Annotated in this window: 19 protein-coding genes; 4 read left to right on the top strand and 15 right to left on the bottom strand. The window is 53.1% G+C overall.

Going from position 1 to position 21,595, the window contains the following annotated elements:
- Positions 1-39: 39 nt before the first annotated feature.
- From GRF59_RS22915 to GRF59_RS30050, 11 genes are all read right to left on the bottom strand, one after another.
- The gene (locus GRF59_RS22915; protein WP_160500033.1) at positions 40-2,355 is read right to left on the bottom strand and encodes a DUF4962 domain-containing protein; all 2,316 of its coding nucleotides are present in this window, start codon (positions 2,353-2,355) and stop codon (positions 40-42) included.
- Positions 2,356-2,391: 36 nt separating this feature from the next.
- A complete protein-coding gene (locus GRF59_RS22910) occupies positions 2,392-3,159 on the bottom strand; it encodes an SDR family NAD(P)-dependent oxidoreductase (RefSeq protein WP_160500032.1) in 768 nt (255 codons plus the stop codon).
- Positions 3,156-4,964, bottom strand: coding sequence for a cache domain-containing sensor histidine kinase (locus GRF59_RS22905; RefSeq protein WP_160500031.1), 1,809 nt, complete (start codon positions 4,962-4,964; stop codon positions 3,156-3,158). Before GRF59_RS22905 ends, GRF59_RS22910 begins: the two co-directional genes overlap by 4 nt.
- A 50-nt stretch (positions 4,965-5,014) precedes the next feature.
- Positions 5,015-6,055, bottom strand: a complete 1,041-nt coding sequence (locus GRF59_RS22900) for a response regulator (protein ID WP_160500030.1) — start codon at positions 6,053-6,055, stop codon at positions 5,015-5,017.
- 91 nt (positions 6,056-6,146) lie between these two features.
- On the bottom strand, positions 6,147-7,727 hold the full coding sequence (locus tag GRF59_RS22895; protein ID WP_423802976.1) for an extracellular solute-binding protein: 1,581 nt from the start codon (positions 7,725-7,727) through the stop codon (positions 6,147-6,149).
- Positions 7,728-8,016: 289 nt separating this feature from the next.
- Complete coding sequence (locus GRF59_RS22890; RefSeq protein ID WP_160500029.1) at positions 8,017-8,898, bottom strand: carbohydrate ABC transporter permease; 882 nt, start codon at positions 8,896-8,898, stop codon at positions 8,017-8,019.
- An 18-nt stretch (positions 8,899-8,916) separates the two neighbouring features.
- Positions 8,917-9,885, bottom strand: coding sequence for an ABC transporter permease (locus GRF59_RS22885; protein ID WP_160500028.1), 969 nt, complete (start codon positions 9,883-9,885; stop codon positions 8,917-8,919).
- 471 nt (positions 9,886-10,356) lie between these two features.
- Entirely contained in the window at positions 10,357-11,373 is a 1,017-nt protein-coding gene (locus GRF59_RS22880) for a S66 family peptidase (RefSeq protein WP_160500027.1), read from the bottom strand.
- A 24-nt stretch (positions 11,374-11,397) separates the two neighbouring features.
- Positions 11,398-11,925, bottom strand: a complete 528-nt coding sequence (locus GRF59_RS22875; protein WP_160500026.1) for a cysteine hydrolase family protein — start codon at positions 11,923-11,925, stop codon at positions 11,398-11,400.
- A 118-nt stretch (positions 11,926-12,043) separates the two neighbouring features.
- Positions 12,044-13,363 carry an MFS transporter gene (locus tag GRF59_RS22870; protein WP_160500025.1) on the bottom strand — a complete coding sequence of 440 codons (1,320 nt, stop codon included), beginning with the start codon at positions 13,361-13,363 and terminating at the stop codon, positions 12,044-12,046.
- A 60-nt stretch (positions 13,364-13,423) separates the two neighbouring features.
- Positions 13,424-14,638 carry a winged helix-turn-helix domain-containing protein gene (locus GRF59_RS30050; RefSeq protein WP_272915016.1) on the bottom strand — a complete coding sequence of 405 codons (1,215 nt, stop codon included), beginning with the start codon at positions 14,636-14,638 and terminating at the stop codon, positions 13,424-13,426.
- Positions 14,639-14,758: 120 nt separating this feature from the next.
- On the opposite strand from GRF59_RS30050, the gene GRF59_RS22860 reads away from it, so the two are divergent.
- Together GRF59_RS22860 and GRF59_RS22855 are read left to right on the top strand one after the other, a co-directional pair.
- Positions 14,759-15,451 (top strand): AzlC family ABC transporter permease, encoded by a 693-nt coding sequence (locus GRF59_RS22860; RefSeq protein WP_160500024.1) that lies wholly within the window; start codon positions 14,759-14,761, stop codon positions 15,449-15,451.
- The gene (locus GRF59_RS22855) at positions 15,451-15,783 is read left to right on the top strand and encodes a branched-chain amino acid transporter permease (protein ID WP_160500023.1); all 333 of its coding nucleotides are present in this window, start codon (positions 15,451-15,453) and stop codon (positions 15,781-15,783) included. Before GRF59_RS22860 ends, GRF59_RS22855 begins: the two co-directional genes overlap by 1 nt.
- A 145-nt stretch (positions 15,784-15,928) precedes the next feature.
- Here GRF59_RS22855 and GRF59_RS22850 read toward each other — a convergent pair whose 3' ends face one another.
- The 4 genes from GRF59_RS22850 to GRF59_RS22835 all read right to left on the bottom strand — a co-directional run bounded on the left by GRF59_RS22850 (position 15,929) and on the right by GRF59_RS22835 (position 19,884).
- On the bottom strand, positions 15,929-16,903 hold the full coding sequence (locus GRF59_RS22850; RefSeq protein WP_202128845.1) for a siderophore ABC transporter substrate-binding protein: 975 nt from the start codon (positions 16,901-16,903) through the stop codon (positions 15,929-15,931).
- 331 nt (positions 16,904-17,234) lie between these two features.
- Positions 17,235-17,993 carry an ATP-binding cassette domain-containing protein gene (locus GRF59_RS22845; RefSeq protein WP_160500022.1) on the bottom strand — a complete coding sequence of 253 codons (759 nt, stop codon included), beginning with the start codon at positions 17,991-17,993 and terminating at the stop codon, positions 17,235-17,237.
- Positions 17,990-18,934 carry an iron chelate uptake ABC transporter family permease subunit gene (locus GRF59_RS22840; RefSeq protein ID WP_160500021.1) on the bottom strand — a complete coding sequence of 315 codons (945 nt, stop codon included), beginning with the start codon at positions 18,932-18,934 and terminating at the stop codon, positions 17,990-17,992. The genes GRF59_RS22845 and GRF59_RS22840 overlap by 4 nt, the downstream gene beginning before the upstream one ends.
- The gene (locus GRF59_RS22835) at positions 18,931-19,884 is read right to left on the bottom strand and encodes an ABC transporter permease (RefSeq protein WP_160500020.1); all 954 of its coding nucleotides are present in this window, start codon (positions 19,882-19,884) and stop codon (positions 18,931-18,933) included. The genes GRF59_RS22840 and GRF59_RS22835 overlap by 4 nt, the downstream gene beginning before the upstream one ends.
- Before the next feature lie 512 nt (positions 19,885-20,396).
- Between GRF59_RS22835 and GRF59_RS22830 the strand changes: the two genes are divergently transcribed.
- Both GRF59_RS22830 and GRF59_RS22825 read left to right on the top strand, forming a co-directional pair.
- Complete coding sequence (locus tag GRF59_RS22830; protein WP_160500019.1) at positions 20,397-20,531, top strand: DUF4023 domain-containing protein; 135 nt, start codon at positions 20,397-20,399, stop codon at positions 20,529-20,531.
- 383 nt (positions 20,532-20,914) lie between these two features.
- Positions 20,915-21,559, top strand: a complete 645-nt coding sequence (locus GRF59_RS22825) for a DedA family protein (protein WP_160500018.1) — start codon at positions 20,915-20,917, stop codon at positions 21,557-21,559.
- The last annotated feature ends 36 nt before the right edge of the window (positions 21,560-21,595 follow it).

The following is a 21,595-nucleotide window of genomic DNA, read 5'->3' as shown; positions in this document are numbered from 1 at the left end:
TCCTCCTCTATGCAGGCTAAGCCAGGCGACCGGCTGGACTTAAAATGCCTTAGCGATTTCGATTTTCTGCGTCCGGCCGTTATCCGTTAAGTATAGATTATAACTGAAGCCTTGATCATCCATAAAATAGGAAACGTATTTGCCGCGCTCGGTGTGCCGCTTCGGCACGAGCAGCGTCGCGATCCGGTGCGAAGCGGCAGGCGGCGTTTCGGCATTCAGATGCCAATGCTTTGCGAGCCCTTCGATCTCCGCTGGGTCGACGCCGGCAAACTCATCCGTTTGCGTCAACAGGAGCTCTCCGGCCGTGCTCAATATGAACCGGCCCTCCATGTCCGCATGCTGCCCGTGAACATGGAAGGATTGACCTTTCAGCTCCATCTCATGGAGCGAGTGGAACAACCACTGGATGCGGCCGGGCTGCTCCAGGTCGACGGAATCGATGATGACGAAATACGCATTCTGCACAAAGTAGATCTCCCGTTTATACTGCTTCAAATAAGGAACATGCTCGAGATAGGCCTGTGTCGGGTTCATCCGCACATAGGAATAATCCTTGGTGTGACAAGCGTCTTCGACTTCGCCCTTAGCTGCGATATTCAGCGCTTTGTTGAGGTCCGCGAACTGGCCCTGGTCATCGATCAGAATCGCGTTTTTCGAACGCGTCTGCCTGCGCCAGTTCAGATGCATGGAACTGTTGAATGCGATATAATAGCCGCTTTCGATGGCAAGCGGTTCACCGAACGCATGCAGCATGAACGCTCCCTGGTCGCCGTGGCTGTGGCTGACCGATCCGTATCGGCTGCTCTTGGTCACAAGCGAGATCTGCTCCGCCTTGTCATGCATCCGGTGGTGCATCGCCACCCAGCCGACGTCGCGGAACCACTTGACCGGCTCGATGTCCGCCGGCTCCACCGCCGGAATGACGGGATAATTAGAGCGGTACAGCATCTCGTCGAAATTGAAATCCCACCAGCCATAATTGTAAAAGGCAGCGTCCGCCTCCGGATTCCGGTCCTTCAGCTGCTCGTAATACCACTGGTACCAGCCGTTGCCCGTCACCCCGGCATACTGGCGGATATTATAGCCCACCTTCTTGATAATATCGTCGCCAAGGGTTGAGTTATCGCCGAAGGAGGTTCGGGTGGACGTGGTCGGGCTGTAGCAATATAGCGGGAAGTCCCCGGTATGCTGGAAGAACGGCCGCCGGAACACATCGAGCCCTGCAAAGTTTTTCAATAGGTCCAGCGCCTCGGTCAGATACCCCATCCCTGTCGTCCAGTAATGCGGCCCTTCCGCCCAGCCGCCGTCCTCGCCTCCCCAAGGGGAGAAAAGCGTGTAATAATACTCCACCGTATAATCCAGCCATTCCCTGGCTTCCGGCTCTTCATCGAACAAAGCGATACAACACGGAACCAGCACGGAGGACAGCGAGCGGACCGCATGGCTGTCATAAGGCACCTGATGGATCTTGGAACGCTCAATGACGTGGAATGCGACCTGACGCGTCCGCTGCAGCAGCAGCCCGCGGACAAGCTCCCGCTCGTCGACCGTTAGCGCATCATGCAGCCAGTCATATCCCCATGCGAGCGCCCCGGCGATCCGGAAAGCAGCCTCGTCGTTGTAGTCCCGATTCGTCGGGCCCAGCGGATCCCAGGAAGCTGCATGCAGCAGCCACTGTTTCGCCCGGTCCGCCAAAGCTTCATCCTGCAGGACCACCGCGGCGATGCTCAAATGCCGGATCGCGTACAGCACTTCCTGGCAGTCCAGATAGCTTTGCCGCCAAAGCGGAGCCGTCCGTTGATGGTTAGGATACGGAGCCGGTTCGGCGACCAATTCCCGACTCAGCCACGGCAGAACCGATTTCTCATAGAATTCGGTCCAGCCCGCTCCATCCGCATCCTGCTGCAGCCGCTCCCGGAACGCTTCAATTCCGCTCTTTTGCAGCCACAACCGCGGATGACTCCCGCTCACCCCGTCGTACCGGCCGGCACGTGGAGGAAGCGGCGTTTCCGGCAGTCCTTCGGGAACCTCGAATTTCCGCGTGAGGCTCCACTCGGACTGCGACGCCTCCTTTCCCGAGCCTTCTATTAACGCATAATGCCAGTAGTGGCTGCCCGGCAGCAGCGCATCGTCAGGCGTGAAAAAATTATAAGGAACCGGTCCGTACGTTCTCGTGTTCTCCGGTGCAAATTCCGGCGAAGACGAGATTTCGAGCATATAGCTGTCGTCCTCGAGCTTCGCGGGAATCCAGGTGAACCGCGGCGGATTCTCGCTAATCCGGACTTCCTCGCAGGGCAGGTACTGAACCGTCAAATCTCCGCTTAATGGCTGGTACAGCGCATTCGTGGTGCCCATGTCTAGCATGCCTCCATCCTTGGTTTAGGGTTTAGATTAGCGCATGAACATTCCGCCATTGATTTCGATCGTCTCTCCCGTCAGGTAGTCCGACAAGGAAGAAGACAGGAACAAAGCCGTGTCCGCGACATCCTGCGGCGTTCCTTCGCGGCCGAGCGGAATTTTGGCGACCGTGGCCTTCCGCCCGTCATCGGAGGTGTGCGTGGCATGAAAAGCGGTTTGGCCGATGAATCCCGGCGAGATGCAATTTGCGTTGATGCCGAGGGGAGCGGCTTCTTTGGCCAGGCCCTTGGTGTACGCGATGACGGCTGCCTTGCTCGCCGCATAAATGGACGCGCCTGGTCCGCCTCCGTCATGGGCCGCCACCGAGGTCAGATTGATGATTTTTCCGGCCCCTTTCGCGGTCATGCCGGGAAGCACCAGCTTGCTCAAGAACACGCAGGATTTCAAATTGACGTCCATGACCTGGTTGTAATGCTCCTCGGTCATCTCGGCGTTTCGCACCCTGCGGATCAGATCGCCCGCATTGTTGACAAGGATATCGACCGTGCCACCGAGCTCTGCCTTTACGGCTTCCACCATCAGATCCATCTCCTCAAGCTTCGTCACGTCGGCGTAGAAAGCGGCAGCTTTGCCCCCGGCCTGCACGATGCTCGCAGCCGCCGCCTCCGCTTCTTCTTTTCCACTCCGATAATGGAAGGCCACAGCCGCTCCTGACGCAGCCAGCGTCTCCGCGATCTGCCGCCCGATTCCTGAACTCGAACCAGTTACCAAAGCGATTTTTCCCTGCAGTTGAATGGTCATCCTACTCTCTCCTCATATATGCAAGTGATGCTGCCGTCGAGCGGCAGCGACATCGTAATCTTCGTCCCTTCATCCATTTTGCTGTCGATGGACAGCCCGTACGAATCGCCATACACCATTTGGATGCGGCGGTGCACATTCATCAGCCCAAGCCCGCCCTTATGGTACAGCGAGTGGGAGTCCGATTCGGCCAACCGGTTGAGGCGCAGCTTCTCCTGCACCCCATGCAGCTTCTCCTCCGTCATGCCGACGCCGTTGTCCTCCACGGCAAGATGGAATTGTTCTCCTTCCACAAACGCAAGGATACGGATCCGGTGATGATCTTGAATGCCGTTCGGAAACGCATGCTGAAACATATTCTCGATGAGCGGCTGCAGCGTCAGCCGGACCATTTTGTGAAGCAGCAGCTCGGATGGAATATCGACGTCCAGCTCGAACTGCCGCTGCGTACGGTATCGCAGGATCGTCATGTAGTTCAGGACATGCTTAAGCTCATTGACGACCGTGATTTCGGTCAGGCTCGTCTGGATGGCGTAGCGCAGCATAGCGGCCATCGCTTCGACCATGTCCATGATCTCCTCGGAATCCTGCACGACCGCGTAGCATTTGATCGTCTCCAGCGTGTTATACAGAAAATGGGGATTGATCTGCAGCTGAAGCGCCTGGAACTCCGCTTTGTGCTGCTCCAGCTCAATCCGCTGCAAATTCAGCTCCGTTTTCTGCGACTTCAGCTCCGCTTCATAGACCCGCTCGATCATTTCGGACAACCGGGTCAGCATTTTGTTGTAATTCAGGATCAAATAACCGAATTCGTCCTGCCTGTGATCCGTTTCGATCAGCTGCCATTCGCCTTTTTCCATCTGACGCATACTGCGCACGAGCTTCTTCAGCGGCTGTACCAGTGATTTGCCGAAACGTCCGGCGATCCATAATGCCACCAGCAGCGTCACTGCGCCCGCGATGACCGTCGTATACCGTATATTCATAATCGGCTTGCGCAGCTCGCTGACCGGTACCGAGATCACCATGCGCCAATCGGCTGCATGCAGGGTTTCGGACACATACATCCGCTTCTCTCCGCCCACGCGGGCCGTAAAGGTACCGCCGTCCCCGGCGAGCAGCTTCCGCTTCACCTCGTCATCCATGTATTCGCTTGCCGCAACGTGGCCCGGCTTATCCACGAAATTCCCCTTGGAATCGATAATGAACGAATATCCCTTTTCCCCGAGATCCATTTGTCCCCACAGCTTGGATATTTCGCGCGTGTTCAGCTTCATGCCGAGGATGCCTCGCGGCTGATGCGAGACGATCCCGCGCACCCGGCGGACGAATGTGATGTACTGATCGTCCTCGGGAGCGATGGATGCGGAGTTGATGAGTGCGCCAAGACCGTTTTCCGGAAGGTTTTTTTCGATCAGCTGATAATACGATTTATAGTCCTTGACCTCGTCCTGGATGATGTCTTTGGTCGTGATCGCCTTCCCGTCCTCATTGATGATATAGATGAGCTCGATCTGCGGATAGATAATAAAAGCCGAGTCGAACACCTGGCTTTGTATTTTTTTGGACAGCTCATAATACTGGTAGCCGTTATCCGGGTCCATCTCCACGAATTTCAGAACATCCCCGTTGGACAAAATGATTTTGCTCGCGTTGTCGAAGGTTTGCAGGTACAGATCCGTATGATAGGCCGCGTGGGTAATCATCTGGGATAAATAACGCTCCAGCTGCCGGTCAAGCAGCTTGGAGGACTGGAAATAGGTAATGGTGCCGACCACCGAAAGCGAAATTACGATCAGAATCATGAAATAGCCGAAAATGCGGTGCGAAATGCTTCTGCGGAAGATGCGGAGCATCAGATTCCCAGCTTCTGCCGGTACTCAGAGGGCGATATGCCCTCGTATTTTTTGAACGTTTTCGTGAAGTTGGAGTGATCGGCATATCCAACCGCATAAGAAATATCGGTAATCCGGTAGCGCTCTTCGCCCAGCATGCGCTTGGCATGCTCCATGCGCCGCTTCGTGCGGTATTGGATGAAGGTCTCACCCGTCATCTGCTTGAACATGACGCTAAAATAATTCGGATGCAGCCCGAGCAGCTCCGCCGCCTCTTCCAGCGATACCTCGCTGCCTAGATTCTGCTCGATGTACATTTTCACTTCCTCGATCGGGTCCTTGAGCTTGCCCTTGCGGCGGCGGTACAGGTTCTCCATCGTTTCAAGAATGCTACCTGCAAACTGTCCGTAGGCCGTATGGAACGGAAGCTCCCGCTCCAGGCCGGGCAGCGGACGCAGTTCGATGTTCACGTCCCGTGCCTTCAGCTTTTTCATAAGCAGGACATGAAGCTCGACCAGCATCTCCGATTTCTGCGCATCCTGCAGATGGAAGTCGGCAATTTCCCGTTCCCAGATCCGCAGTTGTTCCTGCGCATGCTCCCGGTTCATGTAATACACCGCCTGCTCCATGTCCTCCAGCCATTCATCCATCTTGGCCACGGAGAGATATGAGGAGGCGGGCTTCGCCGCCTCTGCCCTCTGGATCAGCTTGCGGAGCGTATCCTGCAGGTCGCGCTTGCTGATCGGCTTGAGCAGATACTCCCTCACCCCATAGCTGATGCAGGTCTGCGCGTACGTAAAATCATCGTAGCCGGACACCACCACAGTCTGGATCTGCTGATCCATCTCCGCAATGCGCGCGCATAGCGCCAGGCCATCCATGATTGGCATCCGGATATCCGTAAATACAAAATCGGGAAGCTCTTCCCTGATCGCCGCGAGCGCTTCCTCTCCGTTCGAAGCCGAACGGATGGAAGCGGTGCCGATACCGGACTGCTGCAAAAATACCGTTAATCCTTTCAGAATCATGGGCTCATCATCGACAATAAGAACTCGGTACATGCGTATGCAGCTCCTTTCGATTCCATATGCGAAGAGATATCCGGATAGTTGCCAATCCCGGCACGGCTTCAGGCTGCATGGCGCTGGTCCGCTATTTACGAGGGAGGAACACGCCTTCCTTGGTTTGATAGCGCTCGTTCGCTTCCTTAAGCACGTCGCTGCCGCCCTTGGACTTCCACTCTTCGATGACCTTCGGCCAATTCTCGATCGGCTCCTGGCCGTATACCATTTTCACCATATGGGTAATCAGCAGCGGCGGAGGCGTATCGGAAAGCGGCGTGATATCCGGATTCTTCTTGAATGCTTCCAGGCGCGGGTCGAACTCGATGCCGTCCCGGCCTTCGTTTGCCAGCGTATTGTCAAAGACGCTCATCAGGCTTTTGCCCTCTTCTGTCAGGCTCAGCGATCCTTTATTGTAGGTCGTATCCTGTACCATCCACAGGAAGGCCTGGCGGTAGCGCTCCTCGTCGACAGCCTGGGAATCGGTTGGCTGTTTGTAGTTGATTTGGTCTCCCTCTTTGGTGTAATTCTCGCCTTCAACGCCATAAGTGAAGAATTGCTCGGCTTCGTCCGACACCATCCAGTCGAAGAATTGAATGATCTTCTCCGGATGCTTGTATTTGGCATTGATGAAATAAGAACGGGCTACGTCGCCATAGAGGTAATAGCCGCCTTTGCCGTCCGGTCCGACCGGAGAAGGAATGATTTCAAGCTTGGCGTCCTTCACGGTATCCTGCAGCTGAGTCTGCCACTGGATCAGCTCGTTGGCATTCATCGTCCACATGCCTGCTTTGCCGGCCAGGATCGTGTTTTTGAACGTCGTCGGGTTGATCGTTGCGAATTCCTTATTGATCAGGCCCTCGTCAAACATCGTTTTATAAGTAGACAGCGCTTTCATCATATTGTCCGAATCCATGAATTTCGGCTGCACCTGACCATCTGATTCCTCAAACTGATTTAAGTAAGGGAACACGTCATAGGAGCCGAAAAACGTATCCGCGTATTTGAAATCCTGGCGTCCCATATACGGGTTCTCCACGCCCAGCTTCTTGAAGGCGCGCAGCACGTTCAGGTATTCATCCACGGTTTTCGGGACGGGTAATCCCGTTTGGTCCAGCAAATCCTTGCGGATCCAGGTCGCCCGGCGGGAAGGATTGCCCAGCCATTCCGGGATACCATAAATTTTACCTTTATAGGACATCCGATTCCATGCTTCTTTCGGAATTTTTTCCAGCAGATGCGGTCCATACTCCTTCAAGAGATCATCCAGCGGCATGAACACGCCCGCCTCCACCGATCCCGCCATTTCTTTGCCGGTCGTGCCGCCCTGTCCCTGCACGACGTCCGGGATATCGTTCGTGGCGAACATCTGCACCATCTTCTGCTCATATTCCTTATGAGGCACGAGACGAATATCCATATCCGTCTTCGTCATTTCCTCGAGTCTTTTCACCCATTTATCCGCGTTGATGTCCGGCGATTTCTCCACATAACCGAAATTGAGCGTCCGCAGGGAAATCGAGAACTTCGTGACCTCATCCGCCGCTGCTTCCACCGGCTTGTCGCCGCCGCTTGCGGCCTCCTCCTTTGCCGGTTCCTTTGTCCCCGAGCATCCTGCCAAAAAGCTCATCGCGAGCATGCAGGTTAACGCCAAGCTGGCCCACTTCTTCAAACAAATCCCCTCTTTTCCGAAATAATGAATTGCTGCGGGTAAGTCTTAGAAGCAATACAAAACATCATCGTGCTAGGTGGACGCTACGGTTACGGATCGTTCTTCCGATCGCTGTTGTCTTCGGATTTCCTGAATTAGTCCTGTAAAGGGGGAAATCCGAAGACAAAGGCGACCATTACATTTCTTCAGATCGATTCCGTTCCCTTCGCTACTTTGGCTTATATACTCGATTGTATCCTCAAATTTGAAGATACCGTGAGGTCGCAGCTTCATGTGCACATGTCATTTTTTAAGATTTCACCGCCCCAAGTGTAAGCCCTTTCACGAAATGCCTTTGCAAAAACGGATAAATCATAATGATCGGCAGTGTGGCAATGATAATGGTCGCCATTTTGATGCCCTCGGGCGAGGTATGTGCCAGGTCCGTGAACTGCGATGCGCTCGGGTCGATGCTGATGTCGTCAGTTTCGAACATTCGCTTCAGCTTGACCTGCAGCGGCCACCATTTCGGCTGATCAATATAATACAATGCACTCATGTATGCATTCCAGTGCCCAACGGCATAAAAGATGCCGAGCGAAGCCATGACCGGCTTGGATAGAGGAAGAACCATCTTCATCATGATCCGCAGTTCTCCGCAGCCGTCGATCCGTGCGGAATCGATGATTTCCGGCGGCAGCTGCTTGAAGAAGGAATGCATCACGAAAAAGTTGAATGCGCTGACCGCGCCCGGAATGATGAGCGCCCACGGCGTATTCATCATGTGCAGGTTTTTAATCAATAGGAAGTTCGGAATGAGCGGCGCGCTGAAAATCATCGTGATGAGCACCATCAGCACGACGATCCGGCGTCCCACATACTCGGGTCTGGAGACCGGATACGCGAGCGTCGCGGTTGCGACCAGGTTGATCAGCGTGCCGGCAATCGTGACGAACACGGATACGCCGAAAGCCCGCCAGATGGAGGCATCGCTGAATACATACTGATAGTTGATCAAGGTAAAGTCTACCGGCAAAAAGCTGACTTTTCCTTCCGTAATGGCCGCGGACGAGCTGAACGATTGCGCGATGACATTCAGGAACGGCAGGAACATGATCAGCCCGAGCAATGTTAGAAACAGAATATTGAACGCGTTGAAGGTTTTGTAGCTTTTGGATATGGTTCCGTACATGCTGTTGTCCCCTCCTCGTTAGTACAGGCTCTCGCCCGTCGTTTTGCGGCTGAAAAAGTTACCCGCCATCACCAGCACAAGCCCGACTATCGATTTGAACAAGCCGACGGCCGTTGTATAGCTGTACTGCTGGGAGAGAAGCCCCGCGCGATAAATATACGTATCCAAAATCTCGCCGTTCTCCGTGTTCAGGGCGTTCAGGAACACCCACACCCGTTCGAAGCCGAAATCCAGAAACTTGCCAATATGCAGCAGGAACAAAATCATGATTGTCGGCAGCAGCGCCGGCAGTGTAATTCGCAGCGTCTGCTTCCAGCGGTTGGCCCCGTCGATTTGCGCCGCTTCGTACAGTTCGGGATTGATGCCCGCGAGCGCTGCCAAGTACAGAATGGTGCCGTAGCCGGTATCCCTCCAAATGCCCGAACCGACGAGCACGGTGCGGATGTAGGAGTTATCGCCGAGAAAATAGAGAGGATCAATACCGAACAGGCCAAGCAGCTGATTCAGTACGCCCGTCGTCGGAGACAAAATCGCCACGGACATACCGGCGATGACGACCCAGGAGAGAAAATGCGGCATGTAGACCACCGTCTGCACGACCCTCTTAAACACGATGAGCCGCAGCTCGTTCAGCAGGATCGCCAGGATGATCGGCGCCGGAAAAGCGAAGATCAGGTCATACAAGCCGATCAGTACTGTGTTATTGAGAATCCGCAGAAAGTCGTAGTGCCTGAACATCTCGGCAAAATGGGCAAAACCAACCCACTCGCTGCCGCCGAAGCCCTTGAAAATGTTGTACTCCTGGAACGCGATGATCGAGCCGCCCAGCGGGATGTATTTGAAGATGATGAAGTAGAGAATGCTGGGGATGGAGATCAGGTAAAGCACCTTGTATTTCCATATCAGTCGCCAAATGTTGTTATCTTTGTTCGTTTTTCTCTTGATGCCGGTTGGCAAGCGTGCAGCCGTTTCGGTTTGGTTGGACATCACGAGCCTCCTTCGCCTCTTATGCACGGGTTGTGCTTGCCTATATACTACTGCCTGAATGGTGTAGGCTGCATGGCGTCCTGTGTTATGGGCTGGTGATTTTTTAAGGTGAATGTGTAGCTTGTAAAAAGAAAACGCCTCGGGACATGGCTGTCCTTTGGCGTTTAATTTTGGTCATCGTGCTTTGTGGCCGCTCCGGTGACGGATCGTTCTTCCGATCGCTGTTGTCTCCAAATTTTTAATTTTATTTTAACAAGGTTGAAATTCGGAGACAAAGGCGACCGTTGCATTTCTTCAGAACGATTCCGCCCCCTCCGCTACGTTTGCACATGATTGTTAAAAAACAAAGACCTATGCACGCATTTCGCCGCCAACTGTTTTCCATCCGGCTAGTATCTCCATCCGTAAGCCGGTTGGGCTTGCCCTATCGGCCGCTGGTTCGAAACCGCTCAGGCGGAAAAAGTAGCACGCTTACGGTCTAAAATACTGCGTAATCTTCCCCTGCCCGTTCTCTACCTCCACCTCGGCGTACGCGCCGTTGATCAAGGTGATTTGCGGCGGCACATGGCCGCAGTCGATGTCATACACGATCGGCACCTGCAGTTCTTCCGCAAGCTCGCGGTACATGTCCTCGGCCTTGTACCCTTCAACCGGGCGATTGGCCCCGCTTCTGCCAAACATCAATCCCGAGCAGTAGTCGAACCATCCCGCCAGCTTCATCTGTACCAGCGACCGCCGCTGGTCGGCCATGTTTAACTCGCAGTTTTCGAGATACCATAGGACGGGCTCTCCCCCGATGGTATCCCGCTGGAAGCTTCGGACATCGCCGTACGGCGTACCGATTACGTGCCGGATCACGTCGATACAGCCGCCCAGCAGGCGGCCTTTCAGGCTGACCTTGCCACCGGACACCGCCACCCAAGCGGTCGGCTCGGTCAAGTGGAACACGCATGGCGAGGGTTCAGCGTGATTCCATTCCTTCTGGTACCGGGCTGACGAGTGCTGAAGCACGGAATCGCCGGCTTTCGTCGACAGCACGGTATGCCACATCGCGGTCGTGTCGTCCGCATACTCGCCGCGGAGATCGACCAAGTTGGTGCCGTGGGCGGTTGCGAGGCCTGTTCGGAGCGTGATCGTAAGCAGCAGCAAGCTGATGTCGGAGTAGCCGAGAATCCATTTTTCCGGTATATGTTCTAAGTCCAAATGTTCCAAAATCTCGATCAGCAGCTCACCGCCCCATGGCGGCACGATCAGATCGATGGCATCGTCGCGCAGCATGCGGTTAAACTCCTCGCCGCGCACTTTCGCCGGTGCGGATTTGGCTTTGGCCTGCGTCCATACGGTATCTCCGACCACCATGTTAAATCCTGCGCTTTCCAGGCGGCTGACTGCCTCCCGGATCAGGCCGTGCATGGATTGCTCCACGCCGGATGAAGGCGCTGTGCTGCCGATGACGGCCCCTTCCTTCAAGATCGGATATCGGATCATAGCGAATTCCCCGCTTTCTTTCGTTTATTTAAAAATAACCTCTGCCGACGGCTTCAGCTCCACGAATCTCCCCCCAAGCACATGTTCATGATGGGCAATGATCTGCGGGGCCGTCATGAGCTTGCTGTCCAAGGTGGTATGCGCATCCTGCGCAAGAATATTTTTGTACCCCATGCTGTATGCTCTGCGGCAGGTGGTGTCCAGGCAGAATTCCGTTTGTCCGCCGGCAATCACCAATTTTTGAACGCCCTGATTTTGAAGGTATTCCTGAAGCGGCGTTCCGTGGAAAGCGTCCCAGGAGTATTTTTTGACGATAAAGTTGGTCTCCTGCGGCGCAATCCGCGGATGGATCGGCCACGTGTCGCTGCCTTCCCGGAACTCGTCGTCCTCCAGGCTGCAGTGCTGCACGTAAATGACCGGTGCCCCGGCACGCCAGGCCCCATCAATCAGGCGGCCGATGTTGTCCAGCACTTGTTCTCCCCTGTATAAAGGTTCGCCCTCATAGGAGAATAAAGCAATCTGCATATCAATGATGAGTAAAGCGGTTGTCATTGATCATCACCTCAACCTCTATTAAAGTGAGAATGGAAAAGGCTGTCAATCTATTTTCGAACGGTACCGGGTCACGCCTTTCATCTCTCATTCCGAATCCCTATACATCATTTTGCGGTTAGCCGGAGACTTCCTTCGAAGCTTGTAAATCAGTTGTTACCTGATAGGGTGGCCACAGCAACCGTTGAAACGCCAGACAGCCTGCTCCGATGACGAGAACCACAATTCCCAGCATGAAGAAAACCTTGCCCACGCCCATTCCTTGAATCAGTGCGCCTCCAATCAACGGCGCTGCGATCATCATGGTGCTGGCCGACGTATTTTGAATGCCGAAAATGCGGCCCGTCAACCCTTCCGGCGTTTCCTTCTGCAGCACATAGTTATACGTCACGATCGTCAGCCCGTTGCCGATGCCGATGAACAGCCCGAGCACGATGCTCCACGCTTCCGAAGATTCCGGGCTAAGCAGCCCCATGCATCCAAAGGCTGCTCCGATCAGCGCCACACCGCCTCCGATCCCGATCCCGTAGCGGACCCTGCCGAGGCGATTTAAGAGCAGAATCGTCAAGACGGCCCCAACGCCGGTCGAAGCGATCATCCAGCCAAGCAGGGATTCGTTATTCGGAGCGATTTCCCGGTATAGCGTCGGAAATTGAAAATCGATCATCAGGATCACCAGCGTCACGGTCATATTGACGATAAAGCTGCTGAGCAGCAATCGCCGTTCTACCAGCACGGACCACCCTTGCTTCCACAATTGAATAAAGCTTGGCTTACGCCCTTCTCCACCTTCCGGACACTGCGTTTCCTCGAACTTCTCTGCGGCCGTATTCTGGTCGATATCCTTTAGCGTAAACAGCAGAATGCCAGAAACCAAACGGGTCAACGCGTTCACGGCGATGCACAGCTGCGGCGAAATGACCGTTAGGGCAACCGCGCCCAGCAAGGGACCGGCGATTTTCGAGAACTGATTCACGAGCCCATTATAGGAGGTCGCCTTCAGCAGCTGGTCCTTCCAAACGACCTGGCGCGTGAGCGCCTGATGCGCCGGAACGCGAATGACACCCATCGCGGCACGAAGCAGCAATAGCGGGAGCAGCCAATACATGTTCGGTACAAACAGCAGCAGAATGGTCAGCACCGTCTCGGCCGCGTCGGCCAGCATCATGAGGTTAACCTTCTTCCACCGGTCGGCAATGACACCGGCAAAGGAACCGAGCACGATTCCCGGCAGGGCCATCATCACCGGGATTAAGGCAATCATGAATGGATCGGCGTGCCAACGGTACGCCACGAGGATTTCGATCGCAAACGCGTCGAACCATTCGCCGAAGGATGCCATCGCATAAGCGGTAAACATGCGTGTAAACGTCTTGTTGGCCCAGACGGACGCCGGGCGCTTGCTTGCATTAGAAGATGCTGATGATAGAGTGGTCATGCTTATTCCTCCGTTTAGATCAAGATAAGCTCACTTTAACGGGGAAATATCAGAGGAATATCAGACGGATCCCAAAATCCGCTCAATAGCTAGTTCTATTGGCTTCTTATGCATCGAAAGTTCGTAAATCCGGTCAAATTCAACCAACCGCGCCCGGAATTTCCGCTGCAGCATAGGATCTCCCTGCACGTTCTCCAGGAAATCCAGCGTCCCGATGACAGAATGCACGAGCAGCGGCATATTATGCGCCTCCTCGCCGACAGCAAGGCCGTGCTCGAATGCTGTCGCGGCTTCCGAACGGCGTCCCTGAAGCAGCAGCAGTCTTCCTTTCAGCCCATGATAGGTGCAGATCTCCCGCAGATAGGGAGCTTCAGCAAGCATCTTCTCGATCGCGACCGAGCAGCGCTCGGCCTCCTGCTCGTTCCTTGCCTTAAGGTGGATGTACATTTCAACCGATGCGATGTGGACTCTAAAGCTATCAAGCTCGCCATCAAGCCCGTCGATGACCCGGTAAGCCTCCTGCACGCGCTCCAAATCCTCTGCCATTCGGCCGTTATCGGCATACAGCCCCAATATATTAAGCAGTTCCAGCTCGCGCTGCATTTCGTACGGGAGAATGCGTGCTCGAATCGCATGTTCAAAATATCCCAGGCATTGCTGCGGCTCATAATAATAGGAATAATAGGACGCAAGCAGCCAATATAATACGCCCGGTCCATCCGCTTCGGAGGCTTGCATCAGTCCTTCCAGATCCGCCTGCACAAAGTGCAAAAAATTCAAATGCAGCGAATCGATGCTTACGCCCAGCACCTCCTGCTGATTGGCGAGGGCCAGCATCGCCTTGCTTTGTCCAAGCAGCTGGTAGGTGTCCAGCAGCTGCCGGATCTGCTGTTGAAGTCCGCTGTCCGTCAGAGACGGAACCGCAAGTACAGGGGCTTCCTTCAGCGCCAGGCTGTAGCCGAGCCCCCGCACGGTACCCAGCTGAACCCGCGCGCTCCAGCGCTTCAGCTTCTTCCGCAGCCGGTAAATATGATCATCCACCGTGCGCTCGACCGGGTATTCCATCGGCCATACCTGATCCAGCAGCTGTTCCCGCGTGAAGGTCTGACCAGCATGCTGGTAGAGAAACCGGAGGAGCGCATACTCCTTGGCCAACAACGTAATCGTTTCCGATTGAAACGTGACGGAATAGTCGCTCGGGTCAAACTCCAGATAAGCCATACCGCTTCTTTCCTCCCCATATCCGTTCGTTTTGGTCATTCTATTATAAGACATATGCCGGATTCGAGTATAACTCCAATTTTCAATTGCCCGATCCATAGGTTCGCGATAGACTAAAATCATATCCAACGAACGGACAAACTTCCGAGATAACTACAGCCAGGAGAATTGACAATGAAACGACACGCACTCAAAACCGCCTTCCCTTATACCCTGCCCGTCCTGATGGGCTATCTGTTCCTCGGTATCGCCTTCGGCGTCCTCTTGAACAGCAAAGGATTCAATACCGCATGGGCTTTCGTGATGAGCCTCCTCATCTACGCGGGCTCCATGCAGTTTGTCGCCATCAATCTATTGGTGAGTCCTTTTCAGCTCGCCGCTGCCTTTTTCATTACGCTCATGGTGAACGCCCGCCACTTGTTTTACGGACTGTCCATGCTGGACCGGTTCAAGGCGTCGGGCAGGCTCAAGCCCTACATGATGTTCTCGCTGACAGATGAAACCTTCTCATTGTTAAGCTCCGTGAAAGCGCCGGACAACGTGAATCCCAAATGGTTCATGTTCTTCATCGCCCTCCTCAATCAGGGCTACTGGATCGCCGGCTCGCTAATCGGCAATATCGCGGGCTCACTCATTTCGTTTAATTCGACGGGCATCGATTTTGCGATGACGGCGCTGTTCATCGTTATTTTCGTGGAGCAGTGGGAGCAGGCCAAGAATCATGTACCAGCCATTCTGGGCATCGTCATCACCGCCCTTTGCCTTATCCTGTTCGGAGCCGACCGCTTTATTCTGTTTGCCATGGCCGGCATCCTGGTCTCCCTATCGCTTCTCAGAGGCAAATTGCATGTAAAGGAGTCTGAATAATGGTTCTGTCCACCACGGAAGCCGCCTTAACGATTCTCGTCATCGCGGCCGCTACGCTGCTGACCCGCGTCCTGCCGTTTCTGGTGTTTCCGGCTCATCGGAAGACTCCGCCTTTTGTAGCCTATCTGGGCAAAGTGCTGCCGTTTGCGATTATCGGCATGCTCATCGTTTACTGCTTCAAGTCCGTTTCCCCGCAGGCCTGGCCCTACGGCATACCTGAACTGCTGGCCGGCTTGTTCGTCATCGGCGTGCACAAATGGAAGCATAACCTCCTGCTGAGCATCGGCGGCGGAACGGTTCTATACATGATCATGGTGCAGTATGTGTTCTAATCAGGAACGCACTTGGTTACGGTTCATAACATAAGCCATGAAACAGCAAAAAGGCTGCCTCCATCCCCTCGGGATGGCAGACAGCCTTTTGATGATGCGCCAGTTAGACGCTTGTATCCAATGTACGCAGCCTGCTTAAGGCAGCTTACTTGATGCTCTCTCCAACTTCCTTCACCATTTCCTGCACGGACAGCAGACCGCCGCCGGAGAGGTACCAGTAGTTCGGATCCAGGTAAACGATATGGCCGTCTTTGGACGCGTTGGTGTTCTTCACCAGCTCGTTTTCAACGGTTTTCTTAGCGGCTGCTCCGTCCTTATCGGTAGCCACAGCAGCATCGCGGTCAACGACGAACAGGTAGTCCGGGTTCTTCTCAGCTACATATTCGCTCGTTACGCTTTGACCATGCGTGGATACTTCGATCTTATCGTCCGCCGCGGCGAATCCAAGCACGTCATGGATGATGCCGAAACGGGAGTTCGGGCCGTACGCGCTTAGCTTACCTTCATTGGAAAGCACGATCAGGGCCTTTTTGCCGGAAGCGGCAGCTTTGTCATGAACCTCGGCAATCGACTTGTCGATGGCTTCCAGCTCGGATTTCACTTCATTTTCTTTACCGAAAATTTGGCCGACGGTATTCATGTTTTCCTTGAAAGAATCCATGAATTTCGTGGTATCGAGACCGAGGTACACGGTTGGAGCGATTTTGCTCAGTTCTTCGTAAGCATCGGATTGACGGCCGGAAATGATGATCAGGTCCGGATCGAGCGCGTTAATGGCTTCGAAATCCGGCTCTTTCAGGCTGCCGACGTTTTTATAGGCATTTTTATCTTCGTATTTGGACAAGTATGGCGGAATGTTAGCTTGAGGAACACCTGTTACAGGAACTCCCAGCTTATCAAGCGTATCGAGAATGCCGAAGTCGAACACAACGACTTTTTGCGGATTCTTTTTCACTTTGGTCTCGCCGAGCTTATGCTTGATGGTCAGTTCTTGGTTGTCTTCAGGAGCGGCGGCGGCATTAGCCTCCGTTTCATTCACCGGCGTTTCGGCGGTTTTGTTATTGTTACCGCAGGCTGCCAGCACAAGCACCAGCATTGCGGATATGATCAGCATGAGCATATTTCTTTTTTTCACAGTGGTCACCTCATAATATTTTTTAAGTTCTCGCTTTTGTGCACGGCGGCCGCTCCGGTGACGGATCGTTCTTCCGATCGCTGTTGTCCCCAGATTTCTTTATTTGCCATTTAAAAGGGTAGAAATCCGGGGACAAAGGCGAACACTGACGTTTCTTCAGAACGATTCCGCCCCCTGCGCTACCTCTGCGCAATAATTCAATTACTCAAAATGTTGTTTTTATAAAATGATGCGATGCAAGCCGTGCTGCCGGGCCCTGGCATGCTGGCGTTACATCCCATATCATTACCGAAAGTGATAAATGCAGGAGAAGCCTTTAAGAGAAATAAATGCAAATTCGATGATCGTTGATCGTTTCGATCTGGATGTCCATGCCGTATACCTGCTTAAGCACAGGGGAATCTATAATTTCCGCGGCGGGTCCTTCTTTAACGACTCTCCCGTTTTTGAGAGCCACGATATCATCGGAATAGACCGATGCGAAGTTGATGTCGTGAATGACGATAATAACGGTCTTGCCAAGTTCGTCGACCATGCGCCGCAGCACCTTCATGATCTGCACCGAGTGCTTCATGTCCAGGTTGTTCAGCGGCTCGTCGAGCAGCACATACTCCGTGTCCTGGGCAATAACCATGGCGATGAAAGCTCGCTGCTGCTGGCCGCCGCTCAGCTGGTCGAGATACTGATGCTGCAGCTCCTCCAGTTCCATATAGCGGATCGCCTTGTCGACGAATGCCCAGTCCTCCGGTCTCAGCTTGCCCTGCGAGTACGGGAACCGCCCGAAGCTGACCAGCTCGCGAATCGTAAGCCTCACGTTAATGTGGTTGGACTGTTTGAGGATCGATATTTTTTTGGCAAGGTCGCTGCTCTTGCATTTGTCGACGGACTCGCCTTCAATCAGAATGTCGCCTCCGTCCTTTTTAATCAGGCGGCTGATCAGGGACAGGAGCGTGCTTTTGCCTGCACCGTTTGCGCCGATAAAGGAAGTGATTTTCCCTTTGCGGATGGAGACGGACACGTCGTCCAGGACGGTTTTGCCATTGTACAGTTTGGTTGCGTTTTTGACCTCGATCACGACGATTTACTCTCCTTTAGCAGCAAGTAGAGGAAGTACACTCCTCCGGCCAGATTGATGATGACGCTCAGCGTGGTGGAGAAGGTGAATACCCGCTCGACCAGCAGCTGGCCGCCCACGAGGGCGATGACGCTGAGCAGCATGGCTCCGATGATGAGAAAATGATGCCGAAATGTTTTCATGAACTGGTAGCTGACGTTAGCCACGAGCAATCCGAGGAACGTAATCGGACCCACCAGCGCCGTGGAGATGGAGATGAGAATCGCCACCACGACCAGCATTCTTTTGACGACCTTGTCGTAGTCCACACCCAGGTTGACCGCCTGGTCTTTTCCCAGAGCAATGACATCGAGATACTTGGCATACCGAGTAAAATAAATCGCGACCCCCGCCATCAGCACGATCGACAGCACGAGCAGCTCCGTGTTGATGTTGTTGAAGCTTGCGAACATTTTATCCTGCACAATCTGGAACTCGTTCGGGTCGATCAGCACCTCCATGAATGTCGACAGGCTTTGAAACAAGGTGCCGAAGATCAGTCCGAGCAGGAGCAGAAAGTAAATGTTCTGGCCTTCCCGCTTAAATAGCAGCTTGTAAAAAACCACCGAGAAAAGTGCCATGAGACCGACCGAAATGACGAAATTCACGTTCTTGCCCATCATGGTCAAGCCCGCCGAACCGAATATGTAAACCATAAAGGTCTGGAACAGCATATACAGCGAATCGAGTCCCATAATGCTCGGCGTCAGAATGCGGTTGTTCGTAATCGTCTGAAAGACGACGGTTGAAAAAGCGATCGCCCCGCCTGTAATGATCATCGCCAGCACTTTTTTGCCTCTGCGAGGCAGGATGTAATCCCAGTGGCCGCCGGCTTGGATGAGCATGAACACGGCGATCAGCGCGAGGGCGATAATGGTTAGGAAAATCAGCTTTTTTTTCATGATGCATAAGCCTTTCTTCTCAGGAGTAGGAAAATAAAGATCGCGCTGCCCAGTACGCCAACCGTCAAACCGATGGAAATTTCGTACGGATAAATGATAATCCGGCCCAGAATGTCGCAGAAGAGGACAAACACGGCGCCAAGCAGGGCGGTATGCGTAAGGTTTTTCTTCAAATGATCACCTTGGTACATCGTTACGATGTTCGGAACGACCAGCCCGAGAAACGGAATCGTGCCTACCGTCAGAATAACCACCGACGACACTGCAGCGACCAGCACAAGCCCGATGTTGACAACGGCTTTGTAGTTCATCCCCAGGTTGACCGCGAATTCCTCGCCCATGCCCGCAATCGTGAAGCGGTTCGCGTACAGGTAGGCAATAATGAGCAGCGGAATGCTGATGTACAACATTTCATACCGGCCCTTCAGCACCGTTGAGAAATCACCCTGGAGCCAGGCGGACATGTTCTGGATCAAATCATTTTTATACGCGAAAAAGGTCGTGATCGAGCTGACGATATTGCCGAACATCAATCCCACCAGCGGGATAAAAATCGTATCCTTGAACTTCACCTTGTCAAGAATCCGCATGAAAATGAAAGTGCCCAGCAGCGCGAAGACGAAGGCTACCAGCATCTTCTCTAGCGTGCTCGCATTCGAGAACAGCATCATCGCCACCAAAATGCCGAATCTTGCCGAGTCCATCGTGCCCGCCGTCGTCGGAGAGACGAACTTGTTCCGAGTCAGCTGCTGCATAATCAGACCGATGATGCTCATGCTGGTGCCTGCGATAATAATGCTTACAAGCCTAGGCATACGGCTAATCCATAATACTTGCTGTTGTTCCGGTGTCAGATGAAAAAGATCCCACGGGGTAATGTCCTTAACTCCCACGAACAGGGATATGACGGATAAAAGTATGAATGCTGCCCACAAGTACCAAATTTTCATAAGGAATTCGACTCTTTCTTTATAAATTGAACTAAAGAAACAGTAGCTGCTCCCCTGTATGATCACGAGTTTCATGGAGAAGAATAACACTTTAGTTCATTTTATCTATTCAGTCTATATGCATAAATCTACATATGTTAAGAATGATACTCATTCTCAATTAGATTGATTTAGTTATCATTCTATCAGTTGGCTCGGTTTTGTCAACCGCATAAATGTGATTAAATCAAGCTTTTGGGGATCGACACAAAACAGAGAAAAGGCTGAGAGGGCCGTAACCTCAAGGATTACAGCCTGTCCACTCTGTGAATTCATGCAAAGAAATGTATACAATTAGTGCAAATGCCATGGATCATCCGTCTGACGAAAAAATCTGAATTCATTACGCCTCCCGGATCCCCTGACATCCACAGTGAATGGAGGAATGACTCCGCCTAACATGAATTCCATCTCCCTTCTTCGGACATCGTAACAAGGAATGCCATTTCCATAACGAAGGGAGCGAGGGGTAAATGACGGACAGTACGCGTGATTTTGTGGACAAGGTTCATGATAATCAGGAGAAACAGCGCAAGAACAAAGAAAACCATGGCCAAAACGTTTCCAGCAAACCGCTGCCGAACAAGCAGCACAGCACCAATAAATAACCGTACAAGCATCCGTCCGTATCCATTGAGGGCGGATGCTTTTTTGCACGTCCAGCGAGTCAGCAATATCCGCGAGCAGCGCTTTGGGGGTATTGGTTCTCTATCGCCGTCCTCCTGTCCAAAGTCCATTGATGAATACCTGATTTTCATATCCTTTGCAGGGTTGAACCTTCCCCTATCGTCTAAATCAATAGTCAAGCGGCCAGGCCGCCAAGACCAAAGTCTGGCTCCATCCTAGCCTCCGGTCAGTTTCGGCACTTCGCCGATTTCATTAGAATGGAACAAATGGCAGGCTTTGATTCCCATACAGTGCTTCTGTATGGTGCATTGAACGAACGCGGGGAGCATTACGCAATCTAATCCCGCCATAAAGGAGCAAAAGCATGGAATGGATGAACAATCTTTTTGAACAATATGGATATCTTGTGCTGTTTCTCGGTTTATTTTCGGAGTCTCTCGCCCTTCCCTTCCCGGGAGAACTCGCGATGGCCATTTCCGGTCATATGTCCTCGCTTGGCAACTTCCATATCCCCTTCATCATCTTCTATTCGTATATCGGTGCCATTATTGGCACGACCATTACGTATTTCGTCGGCTACAGGCTGGGAACGCCGTTTCTTCAGCAGTACGGAAAATACGTTCTACTGAACCAAACACGCCTTGCGAAGGTTACGACCTGGTTTGGCAAATACGGCAATAAACTGATTCTGATCAGTTATTTCGTGCCGGGGCTCCGCCATTTCACCGGATACGTATCGGGTGTACTGAAAGTGCCGCAGCGCACCTTTTTCGTACTGAACTATATCGGTGGCCTGGTATGGGTGCTGGTGTATGTATCCATCGGTAAACTATTCGGACCGAATATCGAACAGCTGCTGCATGTAGTCTCCCGTTATTTTGCGGCCACGATGGTCGTGCTGGCAGTGCTGATCACCCTGTTTGTACTGTTGAAGAAAAACAAGGAGAAGATTTTCAAACGTTTGCGGAGCAGATCCTCGTCAACAAGTAGCAAGCCAGACGAAGAGTAACGCTTAATATCTAAAAAAACGCTTCTTCTGCCCTTA

It is taken from the genome of Paenibacillus dendrobii, assembly GCF_009807035.1.
Classification (GTDB): Bacteria; Bacillota; Bacilli; order Paenibacillales; family Paenibacillaceae; genus Paenibacillus_AQ; species Paenibacillus_AQ dendrobii.
The sequence above is the reverse complement of the archived record's forward strand: the minus strand, read 5'-3'. Positions and strand labels throughout refer to the sequence as shown.

What these genes read in the sequence shown, in the direction of transcription:
- GRF59_RS22850 (WP_202128845.1), bottom strand. Translation starts at nt 16,903, where the DNA reads ATGCTCATGCTGATCATATCCGCAATGCTGGTGCTTGTGCTGGCAGCC.
- GRF59_RS22910 (WP_160500032.1), bottom strand. Translation starts at nt 3,159, where the DNA reads ATGACCATTCAACTGCAGGGAAAAATCGCTTTGGTAACTGGTTCGAGT.
- GRF59_RS22900 (WP_160500030.1), bottom strand. Translation starts at nt 6,055, where the DNA reads ATGTACCGAGTTCTTATTGTCGATGATGAGCCCATGATTCTGAAAGGA.
- GRF59_RS22840 (WP_160500021.1), bottom strand. Translation starts at nt 18,934, where the DNA reads ATGAAAAAAAAGCTGATTTTCCTAACCATTATCGCCCTCGCGCTGATC.
- GRF59_RS22875 (WP_160500026.1), bottom strand. Translation starts at nt 11,925, where the DNA reads ATGACAACCGCTTTACTCATCATTGATATGCAGATTGCTTTATTCTCC.
- GRF59_RS22860 (WP_160500024.1), top strand. Translation starts at nt 14,759, where the DNA reads ATGAAACGACACGCACTCAAAACCGCCTTCCCTTATACCCTGCCCGTC.
- GRF59_RS22855 (WP_160500023.1), top strand. Translation starts at nt 15,451, where the DNA reads ATGGTTCTGTCCACCACGGAAGCCGCCTTAACGATTCTCGTCATCGCG.
- GRF59_RS22880 (WP_160500027.1), bottom strand. Translation starts at nt 11,373, where the DNA reads ATGATCCGATATCCGATCTTGAAGGAAGGGGCCGTCATCGGCAGCACA.
- GRF59_RS22915 (WP_160500033.1), bottom strand. Translation starts at nt 2,355, where the DNA reads ATGGGCACCACGAATGCGCTGTACCAGCCATTAAGCGGAGATTTGACG.
- GRF59_RS30050 (WP_272915016.1), bottom strand. Translation starts at nt 14,638, where the DNA reads ATGTCTTATAATAGAATGACCAAAACGAACGGATATGGGGAGGAAAGA.
- GRF59_RS22885 (WP_160500028.1), bottom strand. Translation starts at nt 9,885, where the DNA reads ATGTCCAACCAAACCGAAACGGCTGCACGCTTGCCAACCGGCATCAAG.
- GRF59_RS22890 (WP_160500029.1), bottom strand. Translation starts at nt 8,898, where the DNA reads ATGTACGGAACCATATCCAAAAGCTACAAAACCTTCAACGCGTTCAAT.
- GRF59_RS22870 (WP_160500025.1), bottom strand. Translation starts at nt 13,363, where the DNA reads ATGACCACTCTATCATCAGCATCTTCTAATGCAAGCAAGCGCCCGGCG.
- GRF59_RS22825 (WP_160500018.1), top strand. Translation starts at nt 20,915, where the DNA reads ATGGAATGGATGAACAATCTTTTTGAACAATATGGATATCTTGTGCTG.
- GRF59_RS22835 (WP_160500020.1), bottom strand. Translation starts at nt 19,884, where the DNA reads ATGAAAATTTGGTACTTGTGGGCAGCATTCATACTTTTATCCGTCATA.
- GRF59_RS22830 (WP_160500019.1), top strand. Translation starts at nt 20,397, where the DNA reads ATGACGGACAGTACGCGTGATTTTGTGGACAAGGTTCATGATAATCAG.
- GRF59_RS22905 (WP_160500031.1), bottom strand. Translation starts at nt 4,964, where the DNA reads ATGATTCTGATCGTAATTTCGCTTTCGGTGGTCGGCACCATTACCTAT.